At 67.1% G+C, this 24306-nt stretch carries 25 protein-coding genes and 1 pseudogene; 14 read left to right on the top strand and 12 right to left on the bottom strand.

Annotated elements, in window-relative coordinates; all coding sequences use genetic code 11:
• Positions 1-5: 5 nt before the first annotated feature.
• Both AWC08_RS39825 and AWC08_RS07780 read left to right on the top strand, forming a co-directional pair.
• A pseudogene (locus AWC08_RS39825) lies at positions 6-674 on the top strand (ATP-binding cassette domain-containing protein); the annotation flags it as partial.
• 288 nt (positions 675-962) lie between these two features.
• On the top strand, positions 963-1931 hold the full coding sequence (locus tag AWC08_RS07780) for a sulfotransferase family protein (RefSeq protein WP_069434994.1): 969 nt from the start codon (positions 963-965) through the stop codon (positions 1929-1931).
• Between the two features lie 24 nt (positions 1932-1955).
• Here AWC08_RS07780 and AWC08_RS07775 read toward each other — a convergent pair whose 3' ends face one another.
• Positions 1956-3611, bottom strand: coding sequence for an amidohydrolase (locus AWC08_RS07775; protein ID WP_159459969.1), 1656 nt, complete (start codon positions 3609-3611; stop codon positions 1956-1958).
• Positions 3612-4189: 578 nt separating this feature from the next.
• Entirely contained in the window at positions 4190-5005 is an 816-nt protein-coding gene (gene dpgD, locus AWC08_RS07770) for an enoyl-CoA-hydratase DpgD (protein ID WP_065132867.1), read from the bottom strand.
• Positions 5006-5031: 26 nt separating this feature from the next.
• Here dpgD and dpgA point away from each other — a divergent pair, with 26 nt between their 5' ends.
• From dpgA to AWC08_RS07750, 4 genes are read left to right on the top strand one after another with little or no spacing between them, the layout of a single operon-like run.
• On the top strand, positions 5032-6087 hold the full coding sequence (gene dpgA, locus AWC08_RS07765; protein WP_065132866.1) for a 3,5-dihydroxyphenylacetyl-CoA synthase DpgA: 1056 nt from the start codon (positions 5032-5034) through the stop codon (positions 6085-6087).
• Between the two features lie 9 nt (positions 6088-6096).
• On the top strand, positions 6097-6738 hold the full coding sequence (gene dpgB, locus AWC08_RS07760) for an enoyl-CoA-hydratase DpgB (RefSeq protein ID WP_069434996.1): 642 nt from the start codon (positions 6097-6099) through the stop codon (positions 6736-6738).
• Positions 6739-7923, top strand: a complete 1185-nt coding sequence (locus AWC08_RS07755; RefSeq protein WP_069434997.1) for an enoyl-CoA hydratase/isomerase family protein — start codon at positions 6739-6741, stop codon at positions 7921-7923.
• Complete coding sequence (locus AWC08_RS07750; protein ID WP_083271354.1) at positions 7920-9167, top strand: aminotransferase-like domain-containing protein; 1248 nt, start codon at positions 7920-7922, stop codon at positions 9165-9167. The genes AWC08_RS07755 and AWC08_RS07750 overlap by 4 nt, the downstream gene beginning before the upstream one ends.
• Positions 9168-9185: 18 nt before the next feature.
• Here the strand turns inward: AWC08_RS07750 and AWC08_RS07745 are convergent, their stop codons facing one another.
• The 5 genes from AWC08_RS07745 to AWC08_RS07725 all read right to left on the bottom strand — a co-directional run bounded on the left by AWC08_RS07745 (position 9186) and on the right by AWC08_RS07725 (position 14893).
• Positions 9186-10148, bottom strand: coding sequence for a cytochrome P450 (locus tag AWC08_RS07745; RefSeq protein ID WP_232008079.1), 963 nt, complete (start codon positions 10146-10148; stop codon positions 9186-9188).
• Between the two features lie 399 nt (positions 10149-10547).
• Positions 10548-12557, bottom strand: a complete 2010-nt coding sequence (gene malQ / locus AWC08_RS07740) for a 4-alpha-glucanotransferase (protein ID WP_085087591.1) — start codon at positions 12555-12557, stop codon at positions 10548-10550.
• 67 nt (positions 12558-12624) lie between these two features.
• The gene (locus AWC08_RS07735; RefSeq protein ID WP_069435576.1) at positions 12625-13113 is read right to left on the bottom strand and encodes a MarR family winged helix-turn-helix transcriptional regulator; all 489 of its coding nucleotides are present in this window, start codon (positions 13111-13113) and stop codon (positions 12625-12627) included.
• 25 nt (positions 13114-13138) lie between these two features.
• On the bottom strand, positions 13139-13555 hold the full coding sequence (locus AWC08_RS07730; protein ID WP_065134189.1) for a DUF5313 domain-containing protein: 417 nt from the start codon (positions 13553-13555) through the stop codon (positions 13139-13141).
• A 168-nt stretch (positions 13556-13723) separates the two neighbouring features.
• Positions 13724-14893, bottom strand: coding sequence for a cytochrome P450 (locus tag AWC08_RS07725; protein ID WP_232008168.1), 1170 nt, complete (start codon positions 14891-14893; stop codon positions 13724-13726).
• A 145-nt stretch (positions 14894-15038) separates the two neighbouring features.
• Here AWC08_RS07725 and AWC08_RS07720 point away from each other — a divergent pair, with 145 nt between their 5' ends.
• Entirely contained in the window at positions 15039-15758 is a 720-nt protein-coding gene (locus AWC08_RS07720) for an NUDIX hydrolase (protein WP_065134188.1), read from the top strand.
• Between the two features lie 4 nt (positions 15759-15762).
• Here the strand turns inward: AWC08_RS07720 and AWC08_RS07715 are convergent, their stop codons facing one another.
• Positions 15763-16041 carry a hypothetical protein gene (locus tag AWC08_RS07715; RefSeq protein ID WP_065134187.1) on the bottom strand — a complete coding sequence of 93 codons (279 nt, stop codon included), beginning with the start codon at positions 16039-16041 and terminating at the stop codon, positions 15763-15765.
• A 68-nt stretch (positions 16042-16109) separates the two neighbouring features.
• On the opposite strand from AWC08_RS07715, the gene AWC08_RS07710 reads away from it, so the two are divergent.
• From AWC08_RS07710 to AWC08_RS07700, 3 genes are all read left to right on the top strand, one after another.
• A complete protein-coding gene (locus AWC08_RS07710) occupies positions 16110-16616 on the top strand; it encodes a glycine-rich domain-containing protein (protein ID WP_069435354.1) in 507 nt (168 codons plus the stop codon).
• 9 nt (positions 16617-16625) lie between these two features.
• Entirely contained in the window at positions 16626-17441 is an 816-nt protein-coding gene (locus AWC08_RS07705; protein ID WP_065134185.1) for an acyl-CoA thioesterase domain-containing protein, read from the top strand.
• A 150-nt stretch (positions 17442-17591) separates the two neighbouring features.
• The gene (locus AWC08_RS07700; protein WP_085087588.1) at positions 17592-18401 is read left to right on the top strand and encodes an enoyl-CoA hydratase-related protein; all 810 of its coding nucleotides are present in this window, start codon (positions 17592-17594) and stop codon (positions 18399-18401) included.
• On the opposite strand, the gene AWC08_RS07695 is transcribed toward AWC08_RS07700, so the two are convergent.
• A complete protein-coding gene (locus AWC08_RS07695) occupies positions 18388-18978 on the bottom strand; it encodes a DUF998 domain-containing protein (RefSeq protein ID WP_069435352.1) in 591 nt (196 codons plus the stop codon). The genes AWC08_RS07700 and AWC08_RS07695 overlap by 14 nt on opposite strands.
• The gene (locus tag AWC08_RS07690; protein ID WP_069435351.1) at positions 18975-19406 is read right to left on the bottom strand and encodes a hypothetical protein; all 432 of its coding nucleotides are present in this window, start codon (positions 19404-19406) and stop codon (positions 18975-18977) included. The genes AWC08_RS07695 and AWC08_RS07690 overlap by 4 nt, the downstream gene beginning before the upstream one ends.
• Before the next feature lie 135 nt (positions 19407-19541).
• Here AWC08_RS07690 and AWC08_RS07685 point away from each other — a divergent pair, with 135 nt between their 5' ends.
• From AWC08_RS07685 to AWC08_RS37025, 3 genes are all read left to right on the top strand, one after another.
• A complete protein-coding gene (locus tag AWC08_RS07685; RefSeq protein WP_069435350.1) occupies positions 19542-20273 on the top strand; it encodes a hypothetical protein in 732 nt (243 codons plus the stop codon).
• Between the two features lie 78 nt (positions 20274-20351).
• Positions 20352-20948, top strand: a complete 597-nt coding sequence (locus AWC08_RS07680; protein WP_069435349.1) for a mycothiol-dependent nitroreductase Rv2466c family protein — start codon at positions 20352-20354, stop codon at positions 20946-20948.
• A gap of 15 nt (positions 20949-20963) precedes the next feature.
• Entirely contained in the window at positions 20964-21122 is a 159-nt protein-coding gene (locus AWC08_RS37025; RefSeq protein ID WP_167544946.1) for a hypothetical protein, read from the top strand.
• A 4-nt stretch (positions 21123-21126) separates the two neighbouring features.
• On the opposite strand, the gene AWC08_RS07675 is transcribed toward AWC08_RS37025, so the two are convergent.
• Together AWC08_RS07675 and AWC08_RS07670 are read right to left on the bottom strand one after the other, a co-directional pair.
• Positions 21127-22338 carry an acyl-CoA dehydrogenase family protein gene (locus AWC08_RS07675; RefSeq protein WP_069435348.1) on the bottom strand — a complete coding sequence of 404 codons (1212 nt, stop codon included), beginning with the start codon at positions 22336-22338 and terminating at the stop codon, positions 21127-21129.
• Positions 22335-22967 carry a TetR/AcrR family transcriptional regulator gene (locus AWC08_RS07670; RefSeq protein WP_069435347.1) on the bottom strand — a complete coding sequence of 211 codons (633 nt, stop codon included), beginning with the start codon at positions 22965-22967 and terminating at the stop codon, positions 22335-22337. The genes AWC08_RS07675 and AWC08_RS07670 overlap by 4 nt, the downstream gene beginning before the upstream one ends.
• Before the next feature lie 526 nt (positions 22968-23493).
• Between AWC08_RS07670 and AWC08_RS07665 the strand changes: the two genes are divergently transcribed.
• Positions 23494-24306 (top strand): PE family protein (locus AWC08_RS07665; protein ID WP_142283463.1); only part of this gene is annotated, 813 nt, incomplete at its 3' end.

Genomic DNA, 24306 nt, shown 5'->3' with positions numbered 1-24306 from the left:
CCAACGTGCGTATCGCAGCCGGCGCGCATCAGCACCTCGTCGCCACCCTGCGGGAACTGCCAGAGGGCGACCCGCCGTCACCCGCCGTCTCGGACGGTGTCGACCAGCTGAGCGCACCCAGGCTGGCCGGGGGAGGCCAGAGCGGCGCGCCGCTCGTCGAGTTCGATCACGTGTCGTTCTCCTACGGGAGCGACCCCGTCCTCGACGACGTCTCCTTTGCCCTCCTGCACAATCAGACCACCGCACTGATCGGGCCGTCGGGCGCCGGGAAGTCAACCATTCTGGCGTTGCTGTGCCGTTTTTATGACCCGAGCGCCGGGACAGTGCGGTGGCAAGGCCGCGACCTCCGCAGCATGCGCCTCAACGACCTGCGCGGCCGGCTCGGGCTTCTTGAACAAGACGCACCCGTGCTCCACGGCACAATCCGCGACAACCTGCTCATCGCCGATCCGGACGCCGGCGAAGCCGACTTGTGGCGTGTCCTCGAACAGGCAAATATCGCCGACGAGATCGCCCGTCTTCCGGAACGGCTGGACACGCCCGTATTTGAACGCGGACGCAGCCTTTCCGGTGGCCAACGCCAGCGACTGGCCTTGGCCCGGGCATTGCTGTCCCGATCGCAGCTCATCCTCATGGACGAGCCAACTGCCCACCTCGACCGCGCCAACGAATACGACGTCATGACCAACCTGCTGCAAGCGCGCGGTTCGCGCAGTCTCCTGGTGGTTGCTCACAGACTCTCGACCGTCACCAATGCCGACCAGATCCTGGTTCTCCGGCAGGGCCGAATCCATGCAATCGGCACCCACACCGAACTGTTGGGCATGCCCGTCTACCGCGAACTCATCGAGCATGAACTCGCGCGGCAGTGAGCGGAGGTCGGTGGCGCTGACCACTTGGTTACGCGCACAACAGGTGGCGCGCGCACAGGAAGTCGGCAAAGCCGTCGACGGCGAGTCCTCATGACTCCAGCCGCTCAATCGGGAACTCCCGCCCGCCCGGTCGCTCTGTTCGTGATGGGCATACACCGGTCCGGGACGTCGGCGCTCACGCGGGTTCTTTCGCTTTGCGGTGCAAGGCTCCCGGCCCGCCTGGCGGGGGCCAATTCGGGCAACCCGCTTGGCTACTGGGAGCCACGCGCATCACTGTGGATCAACTACACAATCCTGCGCCGGCACGGCAGTGATTGGTACGACCCGACATTGCGCTTGCAGGAGAAGGGCGAGTTCGATGCCGACGAGTATGCGGCCTGCGTTGCCGAGATCAAGGCGTTCATGGCCACGTTGCCGGCCGCGCCGCTCGTCGTCATCAAGGATCTGTACATAACCCTGCTGGCGGACATGTGGTTCGAGGCGGCCCGCCTGGCCGGCTTCGACGTCGTGGCCGTGATTGCGGTGCGCCACCCACAGCAGGTCGCCGCGTCGCTTGGGGCGCTCAATCGAACCTCGCCGGAGCTCGCAAATGCCTTGTGGCTGAAGTATCTTCTGATCGCCGAGAGGCACACGCGCGAGGTGCCACGCGTATTCGTCGAGTACGCCAACCTTCTGGACAACTGGCGCCGGGAAATTGCGCGGATCTCCGCGGCGCTGGCGATCGATCTCAACACCCGGGATGAAGGTGCGATCGAGGAGTTCCTCAAACCGGATCTTCACCGCCAGCGACACTCCGGGTCTGTCGTAGAGACCTTCGGCACAGACTGGATTTCGACCGTCTACGAGGCGCTGCGCGCGGCGGCGCGGGACGAGCCCTGGGATCAGTCAGCGCTGCAGCGCGTTTTCGACGAGTATCGAACGAGCCAATATGGCTTCCAGACGGCGCTCGAGGATTTCCACCGCCTCCGCAGACGTAACCGCTTCGCCAGGCCGTCCATTACCAATCTCATCTACGAGGTCCAGGCCATCGCCCACCGGCGCAGGGGGCCCTGGGCCTAGTGCCCCCTCGACTCTGCATCTGAGTCACACCGGAAACCACCGTCCTTCATAGACCGTCCCCAGCACCGCAAGATCGGCCAGCCGAGCCGGATCGACCGTTAACGGGTCCTCGGCCAATACCGTGAAGGTCGCCGCCTTACCCGCGGTGATGCTGCCCAGTTCATTCTCCAGCCGCCAGGAGTACGCCGCACCGATGGTCACCGCCCGCAGGGCGTCGTACACCGAGATCCGCTGTTCGGGGGCCACCACTCGTCCGCTGGGGGTGCGCCGGTTGACGGCGAAGGACGCCAACGCCAGTGGTTCGGCCGGGGCCATCGGCAGATCGGAGTGCAGGGAGAACGGGATGCCCCGGGCCAGCACCGAGGCGGCCCGCACCATCGAATCGGCTCGGTCGGCACCCAACCCGTGCAACGCGTACTGGTCAGCGAACCCCACGGGATAGTAGGGATTCGCCGAGACGATGCAGCCCAGCGCGGCGATCCGATCTACCTGCTCCTCAGTCGAATTGGCGAAGTGCACGATGACCGTGCGGTGATCGGTGCGCGGATGCTCGGCCATACAGGACGCGATCGTGTCGAGCACCAGATCCAGTGCGGCGTCGCCATTCACATGAATGTTCAACTGCCAGTCGGCATTCCAATACGCCCTGGCGAAAGCGCGGAAAACCTCCGGTTGCATCATCCACTCGCCGTGATGGCACGGGTCGGGATTCCCGGCGTCGTCGAGGTAGGGCGAACGCATCTGCATCAACTGGCTGATGATCGCCCCGTCGGCGAACAACTTCACCCCACGCGGCAGCAGCCGTATCTTGCCCGCCGATGCCCGCGCCAACTGCGCCTCGGCGTCAGCCACCGCCTGCGCAGGGTCCATGCCGGAGTCAGCTTGGCTGCGAGCGTCAACGAGAAACGTTGACGTGAAAGGCGTTTCAGGGGAACCGAGGATCTGCTGGTAAAGATCCCACGGCTCGACCGCCCACATGATGCCGGGCTCGTTGATCGTGGTGACGCCGTTGGCGTGCAGGTAGGCAACCAACTGATGCAGACCCTCGACGAGCCGCTGCGGGGACATGAGCACCGGTGTGAGACTGGGCAGCAGCAAGTTGGTGCCCGACTCCCACCAATGCCCCGCCGCGAAATCCATCATGGAACTTGCCGGTTCCTGGCCGGCCATCTGCTCGGCCGTCAGCCCCAACGCGGTGATCGCCGCCGAGTTCAGGAAGAACGCGTGACAGGACCGCTGCCACACCATGATCGGACGGGTTGCGCTCACTTCATCCAAGGCCGCCCGGTCCAGCGGGCCGTGCCACAGCTCGTGATAGCCCCAGGTCAACAACCACTCACCGGGCGGCAACGCCTGCTCGGCCTGGGCCAGCCGCCGCCGATAATCCTCCGGGGTGGCCGCCGCAGGGAAAGTACGCCCAGGCAGCACCCAGTCCTCGGTAGAGATGACTTCCGTCATCAGGGTGGTCGCCCCCAGGATCGGGTGCAGATGCTGGTCGATCAGCCCCGGAAGCACAACGGCGTCGGCGAACGTCTCATCAACAACACCGGCCTCCCGCAGATCCTCAACCGAGCCGACAGCCACGATCCGCCCGCCGCGCACCGCCACCGCGGTCGCGTCCGGAACGGCGTCATCCATCGTGATGACCCGCCGGGCGGTGAAGACGGTGGTCTGGGCCATGGCGGGAATCTGTTCGCTAGAAGCGGGCCGGAGAACCGCGCCTGACGCATCGGCCTGGGCTTTCATCGTCGGCCGCCGACACCGGGCGGCCCTACCGAGCGTTGCCGACTCAGCGCGCGCCATCGATGCCTAGTCACAGTTGTCAGACGAGTCACTTCCCTGCCTCATCACCACGATCAACGCTGAACCTAGCTTCCCGACACCGATCTCGGCAGACTGATCGCCCATTTCTTCCGACGCCGGGCATGCTCGGCCCCGGCGGGTGTGCAGGCAGGCGGAAGGAGGCGCAGATTGGGGACAAACGGCCCTAGGCCGAGGCGCGAGAACGGGAAAGGATCGGGACGATACAAGAAAGACCAGGTCGGGGCGCGACCGTTCCGCTAAATTTGCCAGATGAGACAGGCCGGACGAGGGGGAGTCTGTAACGCGTCGAGCTAGGGCGCGGGAATCGAAATACTATGGCAAAGGCTACGTTTCGACCGCGAAGCACCACCGCGAACTGCTCGGCGGTGGCTTGCACCGATGCACGTGTGACGCCTTCCGCCCCGGTGAGCCCAACGGTCAGTTTGCCTGCGCCTTCACGTCCCGGTCCACGACGGCGACCGGCCTTCGGCGAAGGCCCGCGGGCCCTCTCTGGCGTCGCTGCTGTGCTTGCGCCGTTCTTCACACGGATAGACCTCGTCGAAGGCGTCCCGCAGCGGCAGGTCCAGCGAGCGCCACATGGCCTGCTTGGTCGCGCGCACGGCCAGCGGTGCGCCCCGCAGCAGGTCGTCCACCCAGGCTTGCGTCGCGACGTCAAGCTCATCCGGCGCGACGACCTCGTTGACCAAGCCGTAGCGCAAGGCGTCGTGCGCTGTCATGCGGCGGCCGGTGAGCAGATAGCCGGCCGCCACCCGCGCCGGCAGCTGACGGCCCAGCCGGAACACGCCCCCGGCGCCCGCTACCAGCCCCAAGCGGACCTCGGGCAATCCGAACTGCGCGTCGCTGGAGGCGACGATCAGGTCGCAGGCGAGCGCAAGTTCGAAGCCCCCACCCAACGCGTATCCGCGCACCTTCGCGACCAGAGGTTTGGTGATATCAAAGCGGTCGGTCAGCCGCGGTGCGCCCGGCTTACCCCTGCTCCCGAACGACGACACCCCGGCGGCTCCGCTCGTGTCGCGCTCGGCGAGTTCTTTGAGGTCCTGTCCGACGCTGAAGGCGCGATCTCCCGAACCGGTCAAGACGCCGGCCCAGATCTGCGGATCGGTCTCGAAGTCCTCCCAGACCAGGCTGAGCTCCTCATGCATGCGCACGTTCATCGCGTTGAGGACTTCGGGGCGCCGCATGGTGATCGTGGCTACCCGATCACGCTTCTCGTATCCGACGAACTCCAACCGATCCAACGCAGCGGACATGGCACCAGATTAGGCAGGGAAGCCTGATGCGGGCGCGTCTCTGCGGGGTCGGCACCAGCGTCCCACCGTTCCGGTACACCCAGGACGAGCTCATCGAACGTTTCCGCATCGAGGACCACAAGATCCGCGCGCTGTTCAAGAACAGCTCGATCGCGTCCCGGCACCTGGTCCTGCCTGCCCGAGACGCCGACGGCCGACCCGCACCGGAAAGCCAGGGCGAACTGCTCGACAAACACCGCGAGTGGGGCATCAAGATGGCCGGCGAGGCCCTGGACAAGTGCCTGGCAAACATCGGCCGCAGCCCTGCCGACGTCGACTACCTGTGCTGTGTGACCACCACCGGCTACCTCAGCCCGGGGATGTCCGCGCGGCTGATGAAACACCGCGACATGCGGCCGGACTGTGCGCGACTCGACGTAGTCGGCATGGGGTGCAACGGAGGACTCAACGGGCTGGCGGCGGCGTCGGCCTGGGCCGAAACACACCCCGGCAAACTGGCCGTGCTGATCTGTGTCGAAACATGCTCTGCGGCATACGTTTTCGACGGCACAATGAAGACTGCCGTGGTCAACTCGCTGTTCGGCGACGGGGCCGCGGCGCTTGCGATCAGCACGGACCCGCATCTGGCTCAGTCGCCGCACCCGCTGGTGCTCAAGACCAGCAGCCACCTCATCCCCGAAGCGCTGGACGCGATGCGCTACGACTGGGACGACGACCGGTCCCTGTTCAGTTTCTACCTCGACCCGCAGATCCCCTACGTCATCGGCGCCAACGCCGAAACCGCGGTGAGCCGCCTGTTATCTGGCACCGGGCTGGACATCACCGACATCGACCATTGGGTGGTGCACTCCGGAGGCAAGAAGGTCCTCGATGCGCTACGCGTGAACCTGGGGTTGAGCCGCCACGCCGTCCGACACGCCACCGGCGTGCTTCGCGACTACGGCAATCTCTCCAGCGGGTCGTTCCTGTTCACCCTCGAGCGGCTGAACCGAGAGAACGTCATCCAGCCTGGGGACTACGGAGTGATGACGACGATGGGCCCCGGCTCGACCATCGAGATGGCCCTGATCCAGTGGACATGAGAGGACTCCATGATCGAGCCGCCTGGTCAGCGCGCCGATTCCTTCACTCTGCCGGCAGGTGACCTTGCCGGCCGGACGAGGGCGTTGACCGACTTCATCCGGTCCTTGGCCGGCGGTCTGGCCGTTATCGATCTGCGCGAGGCTGGAGTGGAGCACCTGTCGCCAGACGACGGCATCGGCGATGTCAACGGCTGGGAGCGCGCGCTGCACCTGATCGAGCGCTCGTCGGCGGCCACGGTGGGACTGTTCGGGCGCCAGATCGGCGGATCCGCGCTCGAGGTCGGGCTGGCTTGTGACTTCCGCATCGCCGACCCGGAGTCCCGGGTGATCTGGCGCAACGACGGCGCGGTCTGGCCGAGCACCGCGCTGTTCCGCCTGGTACGGCTGATCGGCCCCGCCCAGACCATTCGGCTGACGATGCTCGGTGAACCAGTGCACGCCAGTGCGGCGCTCGTCAGCGGCCTGGTGGACGTCGTCACCGACAACCCGGAGGCCGAGGTAGACATGCTTCGGGCAGCGGTGGGCAGACTCGACGACCTCCGGATCGTCCGCCAGCTGATCGCCGAGGCCGTGCACACCAGTTACGACGAAGCCTTGGGTGCCCACCTGGCGGCGTGTGAGCGCTATCTGCGGCGGCGCGGGGTTGATTAGATGACCGACCGTACTCCGCGGCCCAGTCCGTGGGATCGGCCCTCGACGGCGCCGCAGCTACGAGCCGCCGGGGCCTGGTTCGACGAGCACATCGACGACATCTACCGGACGCTGACGGCGGGCAGTGACCGCAGGCCGGTCAGACTGGGCGACCTGGTCCGCGCCGCCGGTGACCAGCTGCCCGACCTGCTGCCGGATCGGGCCACCCGAGAGCGGGACGACGAGCTGGGATCGAGCGAGCGGCTGCAGGTCGAGCGGGACCAGGGCAGGTTCCTACGAGCTCTGCTGCGCAACCCCGCCACCGCCGTCCCCGCGCTGACCGACATGCGCGCCCCGCTGCCCGAGTCCGCTGCCCACGCCGCGCACTTCCAGGCCACCGGTGAGCTCGTCCTGGAAACCGTCTCGCTAAGACGCGCGGCCGGCTTTGCCGAACTGACCCTGGCCAACACCATGACGCTGAACGCCGAAACAAACCAGTTCATGCGCGACGTCGAGGTGGCCGTCGATGTGGCGACACTGGACCCCGCCACCTCGGTAGGTGTAATCCGCGGCGCCCCAATGGAATACACGTCCTATGCCGGCAAGCGGGTGTTCTGCGCCGGGATCAACCTCAAGCACCTGGCCGCCGGCAAAATCTCCTACCTCGACTTCTTCATCGCCCGCGAAGCAGGGCTGCTGTCGAAACTCGCGCGTGGCGTGCATGATCCAGCGACGGGGCGCGACGTCGCCCGCCTGTGGATCTGCGTCATCGATTCCTTCGCCATCGGCGGCGGCATGCAACTCACCCTCGTCTGCGACCACGTCGTCGCCGTCGATGACGCCTGGGTGAGCCTGCCCGCCGCGAGCGAGGGCATCGTCCCCGGCGTGGCCAACCTGCGCCTGCCCCGGCGGGTCGGCGTGCCGATGGCCCGCGAGCTGATCCTGCGCGGACGCCGACTCAGCGGTACCGAGGCGATGCAGGCCGGTCTGGTCGACGCCGTGGTCTGCGCCGCCGATGTCGATGCGACGGTGTCGTCGGTCGCCGCGGCGCTCTCGGAGCCCGCGGTGATGCCCAACAAGCTGATGCTCGCCCACGGCATCGAGTCCGAAAGCGAGTTCGCGACGTATCTGGCCGACTTCGCCGTCGTCCAAGCCGAGCGCATGCACGCCCCCGACGTGCGCCGCAAGCTGTCGAGCCGTTTATGACGGGCACGCCAGAGACCGAAGCCGAGATCTTGGGCGCTATCGGATTTCTCAATGAGGTGATGGCCCGCTACCCGCAAGCCATCTCGTTCGCCCCAGGAGCGCCGTTACTCGACGGCATCACCCGCGAGCGCGTCATCGCCGCTGTCGACGAGGTAGCCGGTCATTCAGGAGCGCCGGGGTGGAATGCCCTGTTTCAGTACGGCCCCAGCCAGGGGATCGTCAACGCCGATCTCGCCCGAGCACTCTCGGCTGCCGGTGCCTGCACTGTCGGCGCAACCGACATCACCATCACCGTTGGCGCCCAGGAGGGGTTCATCCTCGTCCTTCGCGCACTGGAACTCCATCGCCGCGGAACCCTGGGCATCGTTGCGCCGGCCTTCGCCGGGATTCGCGGCGCGGCGACCTTCATGGGTGCCCAAACCGTTGATGTTCTCGAGGGCCCCGAGGGCGTCACAGCGGCGGATCTCGAGGCGGCCTGTGGGCGGGCCGACGCCTTGGGCGAGCCGTTGCGAGCCTTGTACGTGGCACCCGATTTCGCAAACCCGTCAGGGACCGTGATTCCCCGGCAGGCCCGCCTGGAGCTGCTGCACGCCGCTCGCGGGCGGCAAGTGCTCTTAATCGAAGACACCACTTACGGTTTCACCGATCCTGACGTCCCGCCGTCCCTGAAGGCTCTGGACGAGCACGGGGTGGTGATCCAGGTCGGCACCTTCTCCAAGGTGTGTTTCCCCGGAGCCCGGGTGGGCTATGTAGTCGCCGATCAGCCCTGGAACGGGTCCACGCTGGCCACCTGGCTGGCCACCCTGAAGAACACCACCACCGTCAACACGCCTGCCCTCAGCCAGGCCATGGTCGCGGGGCTGGTCCTGTCGGATCCGGCCGCGCTCGCCGAGCGCCAGCGGATGTTGCGAAACTCCTACCGCGACAAGCGGAATCTGCTGTTGACCGCATTGGACGACGAGTTCCCCGACGCAAGCGAACTCGGACTCAGCTGGAACCGGCCGACGGGCGGGTTCTTCGTCGTGATGCAGACCCGACGGGATCTGGACCACGCCGCACTCCAACACTGCGCCGCGTGCCATCGCGTGCTGTGGACCCCCATGCGCGACTTCTACGCCGGTCGGGCCGGTGACACGATGTTGAGGCTGTCGTGTAGCCACGTACCGAACGACCAGATCAGGGAAGGGGTGCGCCGGCTAGGCGCCTTTCTGCGTGAGACATCGCAAGATGCTGCGGCGCAATGAAATTCGTGCGCGGCGACCTTATGCGTCTGCAGCGGGTGTCATCGTCAATTCGGCGATGTCATGACCGTGCAGGAAGTTCGAATTCCGGTACTCCAGGCGGCCCGTAACAGCAATCGAGGAAACGACCCGCGTCAGCACGGTCAACAGAGCGCGCAGCTCGAGCCGGGCCAGCACAGCGCCGACACAGGAGTGGGGTCCGCTTCCCAAGGCCAAGTGCGGATTGTGGTCGCGGTCCAACACGAACCGCTCGGCGTCGGAAAAGACGGCTTCGTCACGATTGGCAGCCGCAAGCCACACGACGACTCGGTCACCCGCACGAATCTTGGCCTCGCCCAAAGTGGTATCGGTCAGCGTGGTGCGCATCACGTGTGCAGCCGGCGACGTCCAACGCAAGATCTCCTCGACAGCGGGGACGATGCGCTCTGGCTCTGCGCGCAGTCGCTGCCAGCAATCTGGATCCTGAGCAAAGACGGCCAAGGCGCCACACACTGCGAGTGGCGTCGTCTCCAGTCCGCCACTGAGCATGCCGTCGCAGTTGAGCAGTACCTCATCATCGGTCAGGGGACGGCCGTCCACGCTTGACTGAGCCAACGCGGTCACGAAGTCGTCCCGCGGTTGGGCTCGGCGCTGCTCCAGCAAGCCATAGAGGTACATGAGCAGATCGCCATGAGCCTGCGTCGCTTCCTGCACGGTGTCGGTGGCGTAGGCGGCGTCAGTCAACCGGGCGAGTTCCGTCCAGTCCTCTCGCGGTAGTCCGAGTACCCTCCCGAGAACTTGGTGTGCGATAACGGTTCCCAATTCGCCGCGCCCATCGAACGAGCCGCCCTTGTCCATCAGGCCGGTGACCACAAGTTCGACATCGCGCCAAATTTCAGAACTTATCCGGTCGATCGTCGAGCTCGACAGCCACGCCGAGTGAGCAGCGCGCAGCCGGCGATGAGCGGTGCCGTCCGTGACCACCAGCAGCCGTCCCGATGCCATTGCCACCGAGCGCGGGTTACTGCCGAGCCTCATGCCTGCCGTTGACGCGAACACGAGTGGGTGCTGTAGAACTTGGCGTGCCAGACCATGGGCGGTGACGGACCAGAAACCCCCGAATTCCGCCGATTCGGTCCAGGCAACGGGATGCGCTTCGCGCGCCGCCCGCCACACCTCGAAGCGGCCAGGGGACGCATGAAACGCGGGGGCTGCGGGGTCGACAGCCGAAAGTCCGGGCGACCACACGGGCCACCGGCCTCCTGGCCCACTGCTTTGCTGGTCGGGCACGTCCATCGGATCCATGTCTGGTCGGCTGAAGCTGTCTGTCCAGCGCCGAGCGATTCGGCTACACGCTAACCAGGTGGGCGCGGATCGTCCAGTTGCCCGGCGCTGCAGTCCCGCTCAACCGTCGCCCGCACCGACCTCCCGAAATACCGCGGTGATTTCCGCGACCCTTGGATCCGCCTGCAGCTGCTCGAACGTCTCCGGCAGTGGCAACCGCCAGTTCGGGTACTCGTCAATGGTCCCGGGCAAATTGGGCTGCCGGACCTCGGCCAGCACGTCGTAGGGCGAGATCAACTTCAGCCGGCTCGGAGTCGCAGCCAGCAGCCGGTGCATCGCGGTGATGATTGTCGCCTCCTCGGGCTCGGCCTCCGCGGTCTCGGCTTCAGGGTCCAGCAGTCCTTCGGATCGCAACAGTGCCAGCCACTCGGCGCGTTCCTTTGCGGCCGAGGCCTGTTCGGCCGGAACGTCGTCGAGCAGTCCGAGGTCGGCGCGTGCTCGCACGTGTTCGGCGCGCAGGAATCCGGCGGCCGTCGGCAGGTCGTGCGTCGACAGACTGGCCGCGGCGCGGGCAGGCCACTTGGCCGGCACCAGCAGCGGCTCCTGCGCCACGGACTGATCGCGGGTGAACCACGACACCGCGCAACCCAGCATCCCGTTGTCGGCCAGCGCCTCGGTGACCTCGGGCTCGACGGTGCCCAGGTCCTCACCGACGACGGTGGCCTCGGCCCGGTGGGCCTCCAGCGCGAGCACCGCCAGCATCACCTCGGCGTCGTAGTGCACGTACGTGCCGCGATCAGGTCCGTCGCCGGGCGGGATCCACCACAACCGCCACAGCCCGGCCACGTGGTCGATGCGCAGCCCGTCGGCGTGAACGAGCACCGCGCGCAACATGTCTCGCAGCGCGCCATAGCCGGTAGCCGCCAGCCGGTCCGGGCGCCACGGTGGCAACCCCCAGTCCTGCCCGCGCGGGGTGAAGTTGTCCGGTGGTGCCCCGATGCTGACGCCGGTGGCCAGCACGTCGGCCAGCGCCCACGCGTCCGCGCCGTCCGCATCGACGCCCACCGCGAGGTCATGCAACACCCCCAGCGCCATACCGGCCTCCCGTGCGGTGGTCCGCACGGCGAGCAGCTGCTCGGCGCAGCGCTGCTGAACCCAGGCATGAAGCGCCAGTCGCGGGGCGAGCTCCCGGCGCGCCGCACCGACGGCCGGTCCGTTCACATCGCGCAGCGGCGCGGGCCATCGGCTCCACCGGCCGCCATGCCGCTCGGCCAGCGCGCAATAGGTGGCCCAGTCGCGCAGGCCCTCGGAGGAGCCACCCAAGGGATCGGGCCGCCCCTCGGCGCGCCACAGCAATTCGAGCGCCGACCGCTTGGCCGCCCACACCAGATCGTGGTCGATCCGCTCGGTGGCGGGCGAGACGCGCAGCGCGTCCACTTCGGCGCGGGTGTCGGCGTCGGCGCGCCGGTAGGCGTCGAGGTCCTCGATGCGCAGCGCCAGCGGGTTGGCGAAACGCCGGCTGGACGGGGTGTAGGGCGACGGCTGCACCGGGTGGGTGGGGCCGGGCGCATGCAGCGGGTTGAGCAACACCGCCCCGGCGTGGTGCGCCGTGGCGGTCCAGTCGATGAACTCCCGCAGGTCTCCCAGGTCGCCGATGCCCCAGGAGCGCGCCGACCGCAGCGCGTAGAGCTGCAACATCCAGCCCCAGGTGGCGGGTGTGGACGGCACCCGCGGCGGCGCCGCGACCACGGTGGCCTGCTGACCGTCACGGGTTTCCGCCCGGTACCACCCCGGTGTCAAGTCGCCCGGCAGTTCGTCACGGACGTCGAGGCGGGTACCGTCCTCGGCTTCGAGCATGACGGCACCCGGCAAAGGCCGGGGGTGCCCGCCGACCCGGATGGCGACGGTGGGCGGCAAGACGCCGGTGCGGTTGGCCTCGGCAAGCTTGCCCAGTTCGCGGCGCCGGTCGTCTTCGGTGCGGGCTTCGACATCAAGGAGGCTGAGTACCCGGATCACCACGTCGGCGTCGACGTCGACCGGCTCCCGTCGCTCGTTGCGGTAGGACGTTGCCACGCCGTGTGCCGCGGCCAACTGGCGCAAGCTGTCGGACGCGGGTGAGGGTTTGGCCACAGCGCGGGTATACCCGGGCCGGGGTTTCTCACACCCGCGAAAGGCCGTGTGCTGCGGCGATTTTTGACTAGACGTCGAGCGCACCGGCCGCCACCGCGGCCGCGTTGATCTTGGTCAGCACCTCGCGCAGATGCTCGAGTTCGGGGAGATCGACACCCAGACGCTCGACCACCGCAGGCGGAACTTTCAGCGCTTGCCGGCGAAGATTGCGGCCCTGCGGCGTCAGCGCGATGTGGGTGGTGCGCTCGTCGGCGGCGCTGCGCGTCCGGGTGATCAGGCCCTGCGACTCGAGTCGTTTGAGCATCGGCGATAAGGTGGCCGAATCCATCTGCAACAGGTTCGCGATGTCCTTGACCGACAGCGGACTTGCGCCCGGTTTCCGTTTCGCGTTGTCCCACAGGGCCAGCATCACCAGGTATTGAGGATGAGTCAGGCCCAGTGGTTCCAGAAGCGGCCGGTACACGGCGAGCACGGCGCGGTTGGTGATGGCGAGTGCGAAGCAGACCTGGCGCTCTAAGGACAGCGGGTCGAGTTCCACAGCGGTTCTTGTGCCCATGGCGATCGCTCCTTCGTAGCCGCGGTCAGAACGGGCTGCTGTTGTCCTGCCACTTGGCCTCTTCGGGACGCGGGCCGAAGCGCCGGGCGTAGTCGTCGTGAATATGGGCCTGCTTCTGGCGTTTGATGACGTCGACCAGGCCCGGGTCCAGCCCGTGCTGTGCCAGTCGGTGTCGGCGCCACACCTTGTTCAGCGCCAGCGCCATCAACAGGACCCAGATGAAGATCGGCGCCGTCATTTCCGAGTGCACGTACAGCGATGCCGGCAGCAACCACAGCGGGGCCAGGACGATGATCGCGGGGATCGCCATCCGGATCAGGTGCCGGCGGATGGCTCCGGGGCCGGCAAGGTCGCGGGAGACCCAGTCGCGCATCGAATCGGGCAGCCGGCGCCCGTAGCTGTAGGTGATGTATTGCCAGGGGTTCGGGCGAGCGTTGGACATGATCGCTCCTAGAAGAATTCGAATCGCGGCGGCGCCGCCGGTTCCGATTGTACGCGATTAGTTAGTGGCCTAACTATGTGGGCCTCGTCACCGCCGAGCGGGAATCCCACGACGCTCGGTCGGCGTGTCCCGTCGTCAAAGTCACACTCGGCGGAAACCGGGCGCCGTTCAGGCGGCCACCAGTTTCACCGGCAGCCGGTGGTGCCGGTGAATGATGTTGTTGATCGCCCAGACCGGTTCGCCGGTCACCTCGATCCGGTCAACGCGTTCCAGCAGGGCGCGCAGGATGGCGGCGGTTTCCATGCGGGCCAGCCCCTGCCCTGCGCACGCGTGGGTCCCGTTGCCGAACCCGATCTGGCGGCCGGCATCGCGGCGAATGTCGAAGGTCTCGGGGTCGTCCCACTCGTTCTCGTCCCGGTTGGCCGATGCGTACAGGATCAGCAGCCGTGAGCCCCTCGGAATCGGGGTGCCGTCGACTTCGGTGTCGTCACGGACTTGGCGCGCGAAGGCGCGCAGCGGCGATTCATAGCGAATGACCTCGTTGATCGCATTGGCGACCAGGGTCGGATCGTCCTTGAGCAGGCGCCATTGTTCGGGATGTGTCGCCAGCAGGTAGACGGCGTTGGAAATGGCGCTGATCGTGGTGTCCAGCGAGGGAGCGATGTAATCGACCATCAGCTTCGGGCATTCCGCGTGGCGGAGCTTGCCGTCGTCGGCGGCGCAGAGCAGCTCGTGCGCCACACTGCCCTGCAGCACCGAACGGTTGCGCACCACCCGGCGCGCGAACATCAGCATCTGCAGAGTGCGCGGAATGGCTTTGACGGCTTGCCAATTCAGCGGCCCCAGGATGTCGAACGTGGCGCCGCCCCAGGCGATGAGGTGCTCGCGCTCGTCGCGCGGCCAGCCGACGAGGTCGGGAACGATCGCCAGCGGCAGTGCGGTAGCGAGATCGGCGACCGCATCGACGGCGCCGCGGCGCACCGCGGCCTCGACCACCGCGTCGGCCTGCTCGTCGATCGTTTCCCCGACCGAGCGCAGCGCTCTGGGCAGCAGGCGGTGGGCCAGCAGCTTGCGGCGTTGGTCGTGTTCGGCGCCGTCGCTGTTGAGTGTCGTGCCCCGGGACAGGCGATTGCTCAGCGGGTTGAGCGCGACACCGTTGCCTGAGATGAACAGGGCGTCGTTGCGCAACGTGGCCTTGCACTCCGCATAACGCGGTAGCGCGTACACGCGGTGCCGACGCAGCCACACGACCGATCCCGCGCGGCGCAGCCGCCGGTAATGGGGGTAGGGGTTGAGCAAAGCGTCGGTGGCGTAGATGTTTGCGTGATCGATGGGCACGCCCGCAGTTCGACCGATGGGAAGACCTCCTACGGGACGATGGGCAAGATCTGACGAAATCGTCACATACTGATGCGGGTCCCGTCAACACTTCCTGACGAAACCGTCACCTAGGATGCGTCGAGCGGAGGCATATGGTCGAGCGGTGACAATCGCCTACGACGACGCGCTGCGTGCACAGATTCAGGAGCGTCTGGCGGCGCATGACCGCAGTGCCGTCATCGACCCGACGAAGCGGCACGCGGCCGTGGCGGTGGTCCTTGTGGACTCCGAGATCGGCGAAGACCGAGTCGATCCGGCTCCGCTGGATGACTGGCTCGACGGTCGTCCCTTGCCGGACGAGTTGCTCGACGGTCACATGATCGACGTAGCCGGCGGAGCCGCTTTTCTGTTGTGCCGCAGGACCTCTCGGTTGCGGACCCACGCCGCGCAGTGGGCGCTGCCGGGCGGCCGTCTAGATCCGGGCGAAACGGTGATCGAGGCGGCGCTGCGCGAATTGGACGAAGAGGTCGGGGTCCGGCTGCCGGAGTCGTCGGTGCTGGGTCTGCTCGACGACTATCCGACCCGGTCGGGCTACGTCATCACGCCGGTCGTCATTTGGGGTGGCGGCCGGCTGGATCTGCGTCCGGCGCCCGACGAGGTGCTGGCGGTTTACCGGGTGGGATTGCACCAACTACAGCGCGAGGATTCACCGCGCTTCATCAACATCGCGGAAAGTCCTCGTCCGGTCGTGCAGATCCCACTGGGCAACGACCTTATTCACGCTCCGACGGGCGCGGTGCTGTTGCAGCTGCGCTGGCTGGGACTGGAAGGCCGCCACGATCGGGTCGATGAACTCGAGCAGCCGACGTTCGCCTGGCGGTAGACGGTCAGTTGCCGCCGCCGCAGCCCCCGCCGCCGCAGCCGCTACCGCCGCCGCAACCGCTGGACCCGCCGCCGCAGCCGCTGGCCCCACCACTGCAGCCGCTGGAGCTGCAACTGCTGCCGCCGCCGCAGCCGCTGGAGCCGCCGTCGGATCCCGATCCGGATCCCCAGACGCCGTCGGACCCGTGGTCCCGCCACGATCCTTGCCGGCGTATCGCAAAAATGACGAGCCACACCAGGCCGGTGCCGCCCAACGCAATCAGCAACGGGAGGCCGCTGTTCATGCGCAAAGGCTACGCGAGGATTGCGCCGGTAATCCGCGGCAATTCTCAGCGCCCTCTACAGTGAAGCCGTGTGGGGCCGGCGGCGCGATCGTTACGGTCGGGCACGCGTCGCGGTGACCGAGCTGGAACTGCCAGAGGCCGTGTTCAAGACGTGCCCGTGGCAGCCGAGGGCGCTGGTGGAGACCGGATTGCGGCAGTGGCTGTTGTGCTGTGCGGCCGCCCTGCCGGACAACCAGGTGATCGGTATGCCGTCGCGCGCGGTCGATGAGGCCTGGCACGGCTTGATCCTGTGCACCGCGCGGTACGCGGCGTTCTGCGACAAGGCCTACGGCTGCTTTCTCCATCACCACCCCGACGGGGGCGCGCCGGCAGACGCCGCCACTGACTCAGCGGCCGAGCAACTTCGCCGGACGATCATCGCCTGGGAGTTGGTCGCGGGGCGGGGCGAGCAGTGTGTGTTGTGGGATCTGGACGAGCGAGTCGGTGTCGACCCGCCTTGGGGTGTCAGTGTCGATCGGGTGGCGGAAATCCGATCAGCGGTGGCCCGCGCCAGAGCCGGTGCCAGGGTGCGGTAGAAACACGGAGTGCAAGGCGATTCCGACGACGATGCCGCGGCATCGCAGCTGCCCTACTTTGTTCGCGACGGAAAATGTTACCTACCAACCGAAATCGCGCGGGGCGGGTGGGGTCCTACGCTGAGCGGTCACGTCGTCGGCGGCCTGCTCGGCTGGGCGGCCGAACGGCTCGTGGACGACCCGCAATTCCAGCCGGCACGTCTCACCATCGATCTGCCGCGTCCGACCGCTCTGGAACCGGTCGAGGTGCACACCCGGGTGCGGCAGGACCGCCGGCGACTGCGGCTGGTCGATGTATCCCTGCTCCAGAACGGCGACCCGGTTGCTCAGGCCAGCGCGCTTTTCCTGCGGCGCGGACCGCAGCCCGACGGGCAGGTGTGGTCGCAACCGGTGCACATGCCACCGCTGCCGGCTGAGCAGGGTGACGTGGCGTCACTGTTTATCCGGACCTACGGCTGGGGTGCCGATATTCAGAACCCCGACCCCGATTGGGCTGACGCAGCCGGGCAGAAGTACACCTGGCTGCAGGAGACGCGCCCGCTGATCGATGCCGAACCCATGACCGCCTTCACTCGCGCGGCCATGGCTGGTGACATCACGGCGTCAATCGCCAACTGGGGATCCCGGGGGCTGCAATTCATCAACGTCGACTACACCCTTACCCTGAGCAGGTTGCCCGCGGGACCGCGCCTTGGCCTGGCGTCGCTGACCCACTACAGCGACGACGGAGTGGCCACGGGTTCAGCGGTGCTGGTCGACCCCAGCGGTCCGATCGGCAACTGCGTGTCGGCTGCCATCGCCCAGACCGGCTTCCTGGCTCCATGATCAGGCCGGCAAGCTCTGTCGGCGGTGCGCATCTCGGCGCAGCCGTACGGCCCGGCTGATCGCAGCGGCCGCCGCCAAAGCGGCCAGGCCCAGGACAATCGAGGGCCATGTCACTTCTCGCCGCGGCAGTTTCGTGCTACACACCAGTACGTGGCAGAACCGGCAGTGCTGCTCGAGCGGGACCAGCACATCCTCACCATCACCCTCAACCGCCCTTCGAAGCGCAACGCCTTCAACCCGGAGGTGTTGTGCCGACTCGCCGACGCCTGGGATCTGCTGGACGATGATCCGGATCTGCGGGTGGCGATCATGACCGGGGCGGACGGTCATTTCTCCGCCGGCGCGGATCTCGATCGTCTGGTCGGTGCCCTGATCGCCGGGGAACCCGCGCAGAACGAGTATGAGGAGCGGGTCAGGTCCGATTTCGCGTTGATCTATAAGGGATTTCTCAAGGACCACTACGTCAAGAAACCGATCATCGCCGCGGTGGAGGGTTACTGCTACGCAGGCGGGATGGAGATCCTGCAGGCGTTCGACATCCGGGTGGCCGCCGAGAACGCGCAGTTGGCGATCAGCGAAGTGCAGCGCGGGTTGTTTCCGATGAGCGCGTCAACGATCCGACTGCCGCGCCAGATCCCGTACACCGTCGCGATGGAGATGCTGATCGCGGGCACTCCGATTTCCGGGCGCCGCGCCTACGAGGTGGGCCTGGTCGGACACGTGACCCCGGCCGGGGGTGCACTGGGCCGGGCGCGCGAGATAGCGCAGCAGGTGGCCGCGAATGGCCCGCTGGCGGTCAGGAATATCAAGGCCTCGGTCATCGAGAATCTGGAAAAGACTGAGGCCGAGGCATTTCCGCGGGAACTCGAACTCGGCATGGCGGTGATGGCCTCGGCCGACGCCAAGGAAGGACCGCGTGCGTTCCTGGAGAAGAGACCGCCGAACTTCACCGGCACGTGAGGGTGGCGTCGTCTCGACGCGCCAGCAGTACTGATGCAGTCACCAACTGCCACAGGAAGATCGAATAGGCGCTGCCTCGCTCCCAGACGCCGACCGGCAGCGCCGTGCAATTGCCCACCAGCAGCACCAGGCACAGAAACCCCAGCGCCGCAATGCCTACCGAGGCAGTGCGATACCACCGCGATGGCATGGGCAGAGCCGCTGACCCGGCCAGGATCGCGGCGTTGCCGCCCACTAGCGCCAGCGCCGCGCCGGCAAGGTGTATCAACCCACTGGGCACCGTGCCCACCAGAATGTTGCCGACCGCGTTCGCCGCAACCAGGCCCACGAACAGCCGACACCGTAGCCTGACCGGCATGCCGACAATGCACAGCGTCCCGAGCAGAAACATGCTGCCCTGCAAGCAGAACGCCGCCTGCATCAACGGCGCGCGCGGGCCGGTCCTTCCAAGATCGCTGATGTAGTTGCGCGCGTAGCTGTAGGCCGGCAGGTAAGCGGCAGCGGCGACGGCTTCCAGGATCAGATAGCCGGCGACACCCACGACCCAGCAGGCGGGCCCGATGGTGCGGCGGCTCACTCGCCGGGCTGCACGTGAACGTTCCTGGCGCCCCTCGCATTCCGCAGTCCTGAGCAGTTCACGCAGCCGATGCACCCGACACAGTCGGTGCAGCGCACGCAGGCGAGGCAGGCGACGCATCTGAAGCAGGCGACGCACGCCAGGCAGGCCACGCATTCCCGGACGGCCACGCACACGACCGTGAGCAGGCAGGCGATCACTCCGACGCTGCCGGCGGTGGCCGCCGATCCTGCGACCGCGACACTGCCGGCGGTGGACACCGACCCGGCCACCGCGACGCTGCCTGCGGTCGTCACCGACCCGGCGACCGCGACACTGCCGGCGACTGCCGCCGACCCGGCGACCGCGACGCTGTCTATGACGGCGACCGAGCCCACGACGGACTCGTTCTCGGAATCGATGGTTACCGGCGAAGTCAGGGCAAGCATGGGCCTCATCATGTCAGCCACAGAGTCGAAGCTGAAGGCTCGGTCGTCAGTCAGCCGTCAGCGGCCGTGTCACGCCCGTGCGGTCTCGAAGCCGGTCATACAATTTGGTACACCCGGCAATTCGTGAGGAGTCACGTGGATCTGGAGCGCATCACCCACCCGTTGCGACTGGCGCGGGGTTCACACCAACCGGGCTCGGCCAAAGGCTGTGCCATGAACGTCATTTCGTACATCAACGGCGACGAACAGATCACCGACTTTCCGGCGACCTCGGCGCGCCCGCTGGCCGCGTTCGTCCAGTTGTGCAACGACCAGCTCGCCGGGCCCGACGGCTACTTGTCCCCACAGGACGCCGTGCTCGCCCTTGACCTGGGCTGGCTGACGGTCGGGACCGCAGAGGTGGACGAGACGGTAATCCGGCCGTGGGTGTCCAAGCTGCTCGTCAGCCCCCCGTGGGGTGTGGTGCGCTACGCCAATGGGCCTGCGGCCGAGGTGATCTCGGAAATCGCCGAGCTGCACCGCCGGCTTGCCCCCGGCGAGATGCCCGACATCACCAGCTGGGACAGGGCTGCCCGGGCCGCCCGGGAGATCAGCGCGAAGATGTCCCCGGGTGCCGAGAGATACGCCGTGCGGGCCGCGTATCAATCGACCTCTTTCTCCGATGCCGAGGCATGGGACACGCTGGATGCCGTGACCGGCAACGCCCTGCGCGCCCATCGGTTGGCGAACTTGGACGACGCCCCCGGGCCAGTCGTGGAGATGACCCGCCATGCGATCCGGTCCTGGCGGCGGTTGGCCGGCCTCTCGGTTGTCGGCAATGTACCCGCGTCGGTGACCAAGGCGCTGCAAAGCAAAGGCGCAGCTTAGACATCCCGGCGCCACCCCTTCCTTGCGCTATATACCGTAGGGGGTATGGTATATAGCGAGCCGAAAGGAGTTGGCGCCATGCCTGACGAATCCACCGGAGCAACGGTGACCATCTGGTTGGATCCGGTGTGCCCGTTTTCGTGGAACACCGCCCGCTGGCTGAAAGCCGTTGCCGACAAGACCGGCGTGGTCGTCGACTGGCGGCTGATGAGTCTGTCGGTGCTCAATGAGGGCAGAGAATTGCCGCCCAAGCAACATGCTCGGATGCACGATTCCGAACGGATCGGACGGCTGATGGCGGCCATTCGCGACCAGCACGGCAACTCCGGTCTAGAGGCGGGGTACTTCGCGTTCGCCGAGCGGTACCTCGACCGGTCCGAGTCGATTGACGACCGGCTGGTCCGGCAGGTGCTGGATGCCGTGAAATCCTGGGACGTCACCGCCGAGGTGCTGTCAGACTCCTCGTGGGATGAACTCGTCCGGCGCAGCCATCAGGCCGCGCAGGACGCTCTCGGCGAAACGGGAGGCAGCCCGATCATGCGCATCAACGGCCACACCTTTTTCGGACCGGTGCTGACGGCGCCGCCGGATCCGGAGTCGGTCGAGACGCTGTTCGACGCGGTAGCCTCATTGGCGGCGATCCCGCAGTTCGCCCAACTGCAGCGGCCCCGCTAGTCGTAGGAGTTTCGGATGTGTCACGCGGTGCGATGCCGGATCTGCGGGAAGACCACCTGGGCCGGTTGCGGCCTGCACGTCCAGGCGGTCCGGCGCACCGTGCCCGCCGACCAGTGGTGCGACGGGCACGAGCCCTCCGAGCCGCGCCCGGGCATCTTCCGCAAGAGGTGGTGACGGGCTAGCGGATGGCCAGCCCGGTCAACGCCCGCGAAATCACCAGGCGCTGAATCTCACTCGTGCCTTCAAAGATGGTGAAGATCTTCGCGTCGCGGTGCATCCGTTCGACCGGGTAGTCGCGGGTATAGCCGTTGCCACCCAGGATTTGGATGGCCTCGTCGGTGACGTAGACCGCGGTCTCGCTTGCCACCAGCTTGGCCATGGATCCTTCCGCCGCCTCGAAGTTCTGATTGTTGCGGGCCATCCAGCCGGCCCGCCACACCAGTAGGCGGGCGGCGTCGATCCGGCTCTTCATGTCGGCGAGCTTGAACGCCACGGCCTGGAACTCCCCGATCTTGCGCCCAAATTGCTCACGCTGACTGGCATATTCGAGTGCGTACTCGTAAGCCGCGCGGGCCACCCCGACAGCCATCGCGCCGACGGTGGGCCGGGTGCGCTCGAAGGTCTTCATGGCCGCCTGGCCGCCCGCGGAGGCACCGGACTTCACCCGCGCGATCCGCGCCTCGAACTTCTCCCGGCCGCCGAGAATTGCGTCCTCCGGAAGGCGGACGTTGTCGAGCACCACCTCGGCGGTGTGCGATGCGCGGATGCCGTGCTTTTTGAACTTCTGCCCCTGGGCCAGGCCCTTGGTGTCGGGGCCGATGACGAAGCTGGCCTGGCCGCGGGTTCCGAGTTCGGGATAGACCGACGCGACAACGATGTGCACGTTGGCGATACCGCCGTTGGTGGCCCAGGTCTTGGTGCCGTTGAGCACCCATTCGCGGGCCGCCTCGTCATATCGGGCGCGGGTGCGGATGCCCCCGACATCGGAGCCCGCGTCAGGCTCGGATGAGCAGAACGCGGCCAGCTTCGGCTCCTCGGCGGTGCCGAACATCTCCGGCAGCCATTGGCCCAGCTGTTCGGGTGTTCCGTTGCCGGCCAACGCCGCTGCTGCCAGTCCGGTGCCCATGATCGACAGCGCGATGCCGGCGTCGCCCCAAAACATCTCCTCGAACGTGGTCAGCATGCCCAGCCCCGTCTCTTCGGCGGCCTGCTGTGCCATGAAATCGGGGGAGTACAGACCCACCTTGGCGGCCTCCTGGATCACCGGCCAGGGGGTCTCTTCCCGCTCGTCCCACTCGGCCGCGGCCGGGCGGATGACTTCGGCGGCGAACTTGTGCACCCAGTCGCGCACCTCGATCACGTCGTCGCTGAGTTGCATGGAAAATGTCACGATTTTGCTCCTGTGTTTCGGGGGGTGCGGTAATGCGTGAGGACGCTGACGGTCTGGTTGACCCACGCCTCGAAATAGCGTTCTTCGTCGATGTTTCCGGGCAGCCGCCCAGTGAGCGCCTGCAGTGTGGCGGCGTAGGACAACGAGCCGATCGCGGTGGCGGCCATGGCATCCGGATCGGGGATCTGGGTGCGGCCGGAGTCGTTGGACGCGGTCAGTTCGTCGGCGAAGCGCTGGTAGGCGTTGTCGGTGATGACCTGCCAGGTCTTTTCGTCGAGGTCGCCGAGCTCGTCGGGCTCGCGCAACATGACCTTGAGCAGGTCCTCGCTCTGCTTGAAGTTGCCCCAGATCAGCTGGCCCGCGGTGCGCACCGCATCTTCCACGCTGGTCGGCTCTTTGGCGTCGTACTGCTCCCGCGCGGCCACGATCCGGTCGATCCGGTGTGTTACCGCGGCCTCGAGGAGCTCGCGTTTGGAGCCGAAGTGCTTGTACAGCGCGCCCGAGCCGGGCGCCAGGCCCGCGGCCCGCTGAATGTCGGCCACCGACGTCGCCGCGTAACCCTTGGCCGCGAACAACTTCAGCGCCTCGGCCAGCAGCCGGTCGCGTCCGCGGGGCGGCTCGGCGTCCATGGTGAGAGAGTACTCACTCACCATGGTCGACGGCAAATCCGGGTCAAGCTGCGGCGGTCAGCGCTCGAGGCCCTCCCGACAGAAAACCAGACCGGGAATCGAGAATTACAGCGATTTCAGGGCGCGCGGAACAAGAAAAAATGTCCTACGGGTGTCGGGCAAGCACGCTGAAATATGAACATGGCAGGTGGATTGCGTGAATTTACTCAAGTCGCCGCCGGACGGCGGGGACCGTGATCGGGATTGGATCGCCGGCCCCGAACGTGTTCCGTCACCGAAATCGCAAATAGTAGAACGCCGTTCGGAAAGTTCCAGGTGGCTTTGGGTCGCTGCGAACGGCGCGCGACGCCGGACTGAGTCGAGACTCTGATCGGTCGCCACCGCGGGGTCGTCAAGCTTTGACAATGAATTCAAAACGAGCAAGAAAGATTTCCCGAAAAGCCCTCTGCGCTGCGATATAGTTCGATTCTTTCGTGGATCGCGAAGTCCCGAAAAAATTCGTGAATAGCTAGGCGGGAGCCCCGGCATGTCGTACGTCATCGCAGTTCCTGATTTGTTCGCGACGGCGGCAGCCGATGCCGCGGGCATCGCCTCATCGTTACGTCTCGCGAATGTCGCTGCGGCGCTGCCGACTACCGAGTTGATGGTCGCCGCCGCCGACGAGGTGTCAGCAGCGATCGCGGCGCTGTTTTCCAGCCACGCTCAGCAGTATCAGGCGACCACCGCGCAGGCGGCGGCGTTCCATGCCCGGTTTGTGGAGGCACTGGCTGGCGCGGGTGCGTCGTATGCCGCCGCGGATGCGGCCAGCGTGTCGCCGTTGCAGGCCCTCGAGGACGCCGTCCTAGGGGTGATCAATGCGCCGACCAACCTGCTGCTGGGGCGCCCGCTGATCGGCCCGGGCACCAATGGGGCGCCGGGGACGGGGCAAGCCGGTGGTGCTGGCGGGATCTTGTGGGGTGACGGCGGCAACGGCGGGTCTGGCGCGCCCGGGATGGCCGGCGGCGCCGGTGGGGCCGCCGGCCTGATCGGTGCCGGCGGCATCGGGGGTACCGGCGGTGCCGGCGGTGGTGCCGGCGGTGCGGGCGGTGCCGGCGGATGGCTGTGGGGCAACGGCGGCGCCGGGGGCGCGGGCGGCATCGGCGGTGCCAGTGTCGCTGGTGGCATCGGTGGTGTGGGCGGGAGCGCGTGGCTGTACGGCAATGGCGGGGCCGGCGGTGCGGGTGGTGCGGGTGCACCCGGCGCGATCGGCGCCGCGGGCTTGGCGGGCACCTCGATTGTGCCCGGCGGTCAAACCGGCGGCCCGGGCGGCTCCGGTGGTAATGCGGGTATGGGTGGGACG

Source organism: Mycobacterium gordonae (assembly GCF_002101675.1).
Lineage (GTDB): Bacteria > Actinomycetota > Actinomycetes > Mycobacteriales > Mycobacteriaceae > Mycobacterium > Mycobacterium gordonae.
The sequence above is the reverse complement of the archived record's forward strand: the minus strand, read 5'-3'. Positions and strand labels throughout refer to the sequence as shown.

Coding starts and splice junctions, on each gene's coding strand:
- AWC08_RS07780 (WP_069434994.1), top strand. CDS start 963: ATGACTCCAGCCGCTCAATCGGGAACTCCCGCCCGCCCGGTCGCTCTG.
- dpgA (WP_065132866.1), top strand. CDS start 5,032: ATGCGGGCGCGTCTCTGCGGGGTCGGCACCAGCGTCCCACCGTTCCGG.
- AWC08_RS07755 (WP_069434997.1), top strand. CDS start 6,739: ATGACCGACCGTACTCCGCGGCCCAGTCCGTGGGATCGGCCCTCGACG.
- AWC08_RS07715 (WP_065134187.1), bottom strand. CDS start 16,041: ATGAACAGCGGCCTCCCGTTGCTGATTGCGTTGGGCGGCACCGGCCTG.
- AWC08_RS07735 (WP_069435576.1), bottom strand. CDS start 13,113: ATGGGCACAAGAACCGCTGTGGAACTCGACCCGCTGTCCTTAGAGCGC.
- AWC08_RS07670 (WP_069435347.1), bottom strand. CDS start 22,967: ATGGACGCCGAGCCGCCCCGCGGACGCGACCGGCTGCTGGCCGAGGCG.
- AWC08_RS37025 (WP_167544946.1), top strand. CDS start 20,964: ATGTGTCACGCGGTGCGATGCCGGATCTGCGGGAAGACCACCTGGGCC.
- AWC08_RS07775 (WP_159459969.1), bottom strand. CDS start 3,611: ATGGCCCAGACCACCGTCTTCACCGCCCGGCGGGTCATCACGATGGAT.
- AWC08_RS07750 (WP_083271354.1), top strand. CDS start 7,920: ATGACGGGCACGCCAGAGACCGAAGCCGAGATCTTGGGCGCTATCGGA.
- AWC08_RS07680 (WP_069435349.1), top strand. CDS start 20,352: ATGCCTGACGAATCCACCGGAGCAACGGTGACCATCTGGTTGGATCCG.
- AWC08_RS07690 (WP_069435351.1), bottom strand. CDS start 19,406: ATGCTTGCCCTGACTTCGCCGGTAACCATCGATTCCGAGAACGAGTCC.
- dpgD (WP_065132867.1), bottom strand. CDS start 5,005: ATGTCCGCTGCGTTGGATCGGTTGGAGTTCGTCGGATACGAGAAGCGT.
- dpgB (WP_069434996.1), top strand. CDS start 6,097: ATGATCGAGCCGCCTGGTCAGCGCGCCGATTCCTTCACTCTGCCGGCA.
- AWC08_RS07730 (WP_065134189.1), bottom strand. CDS start 13,555: ATGTCCAACGCTCGCCCGAACCCCTGGCAATACATCACCTACAGCTAC.
- AWC08_RS07745 (WP_232008079.1), bottom strand. CDS start 10,148: ATGGCATCGGGACGGCTGCTGGTGGTCACGGACGGCACCGCTCATCGC.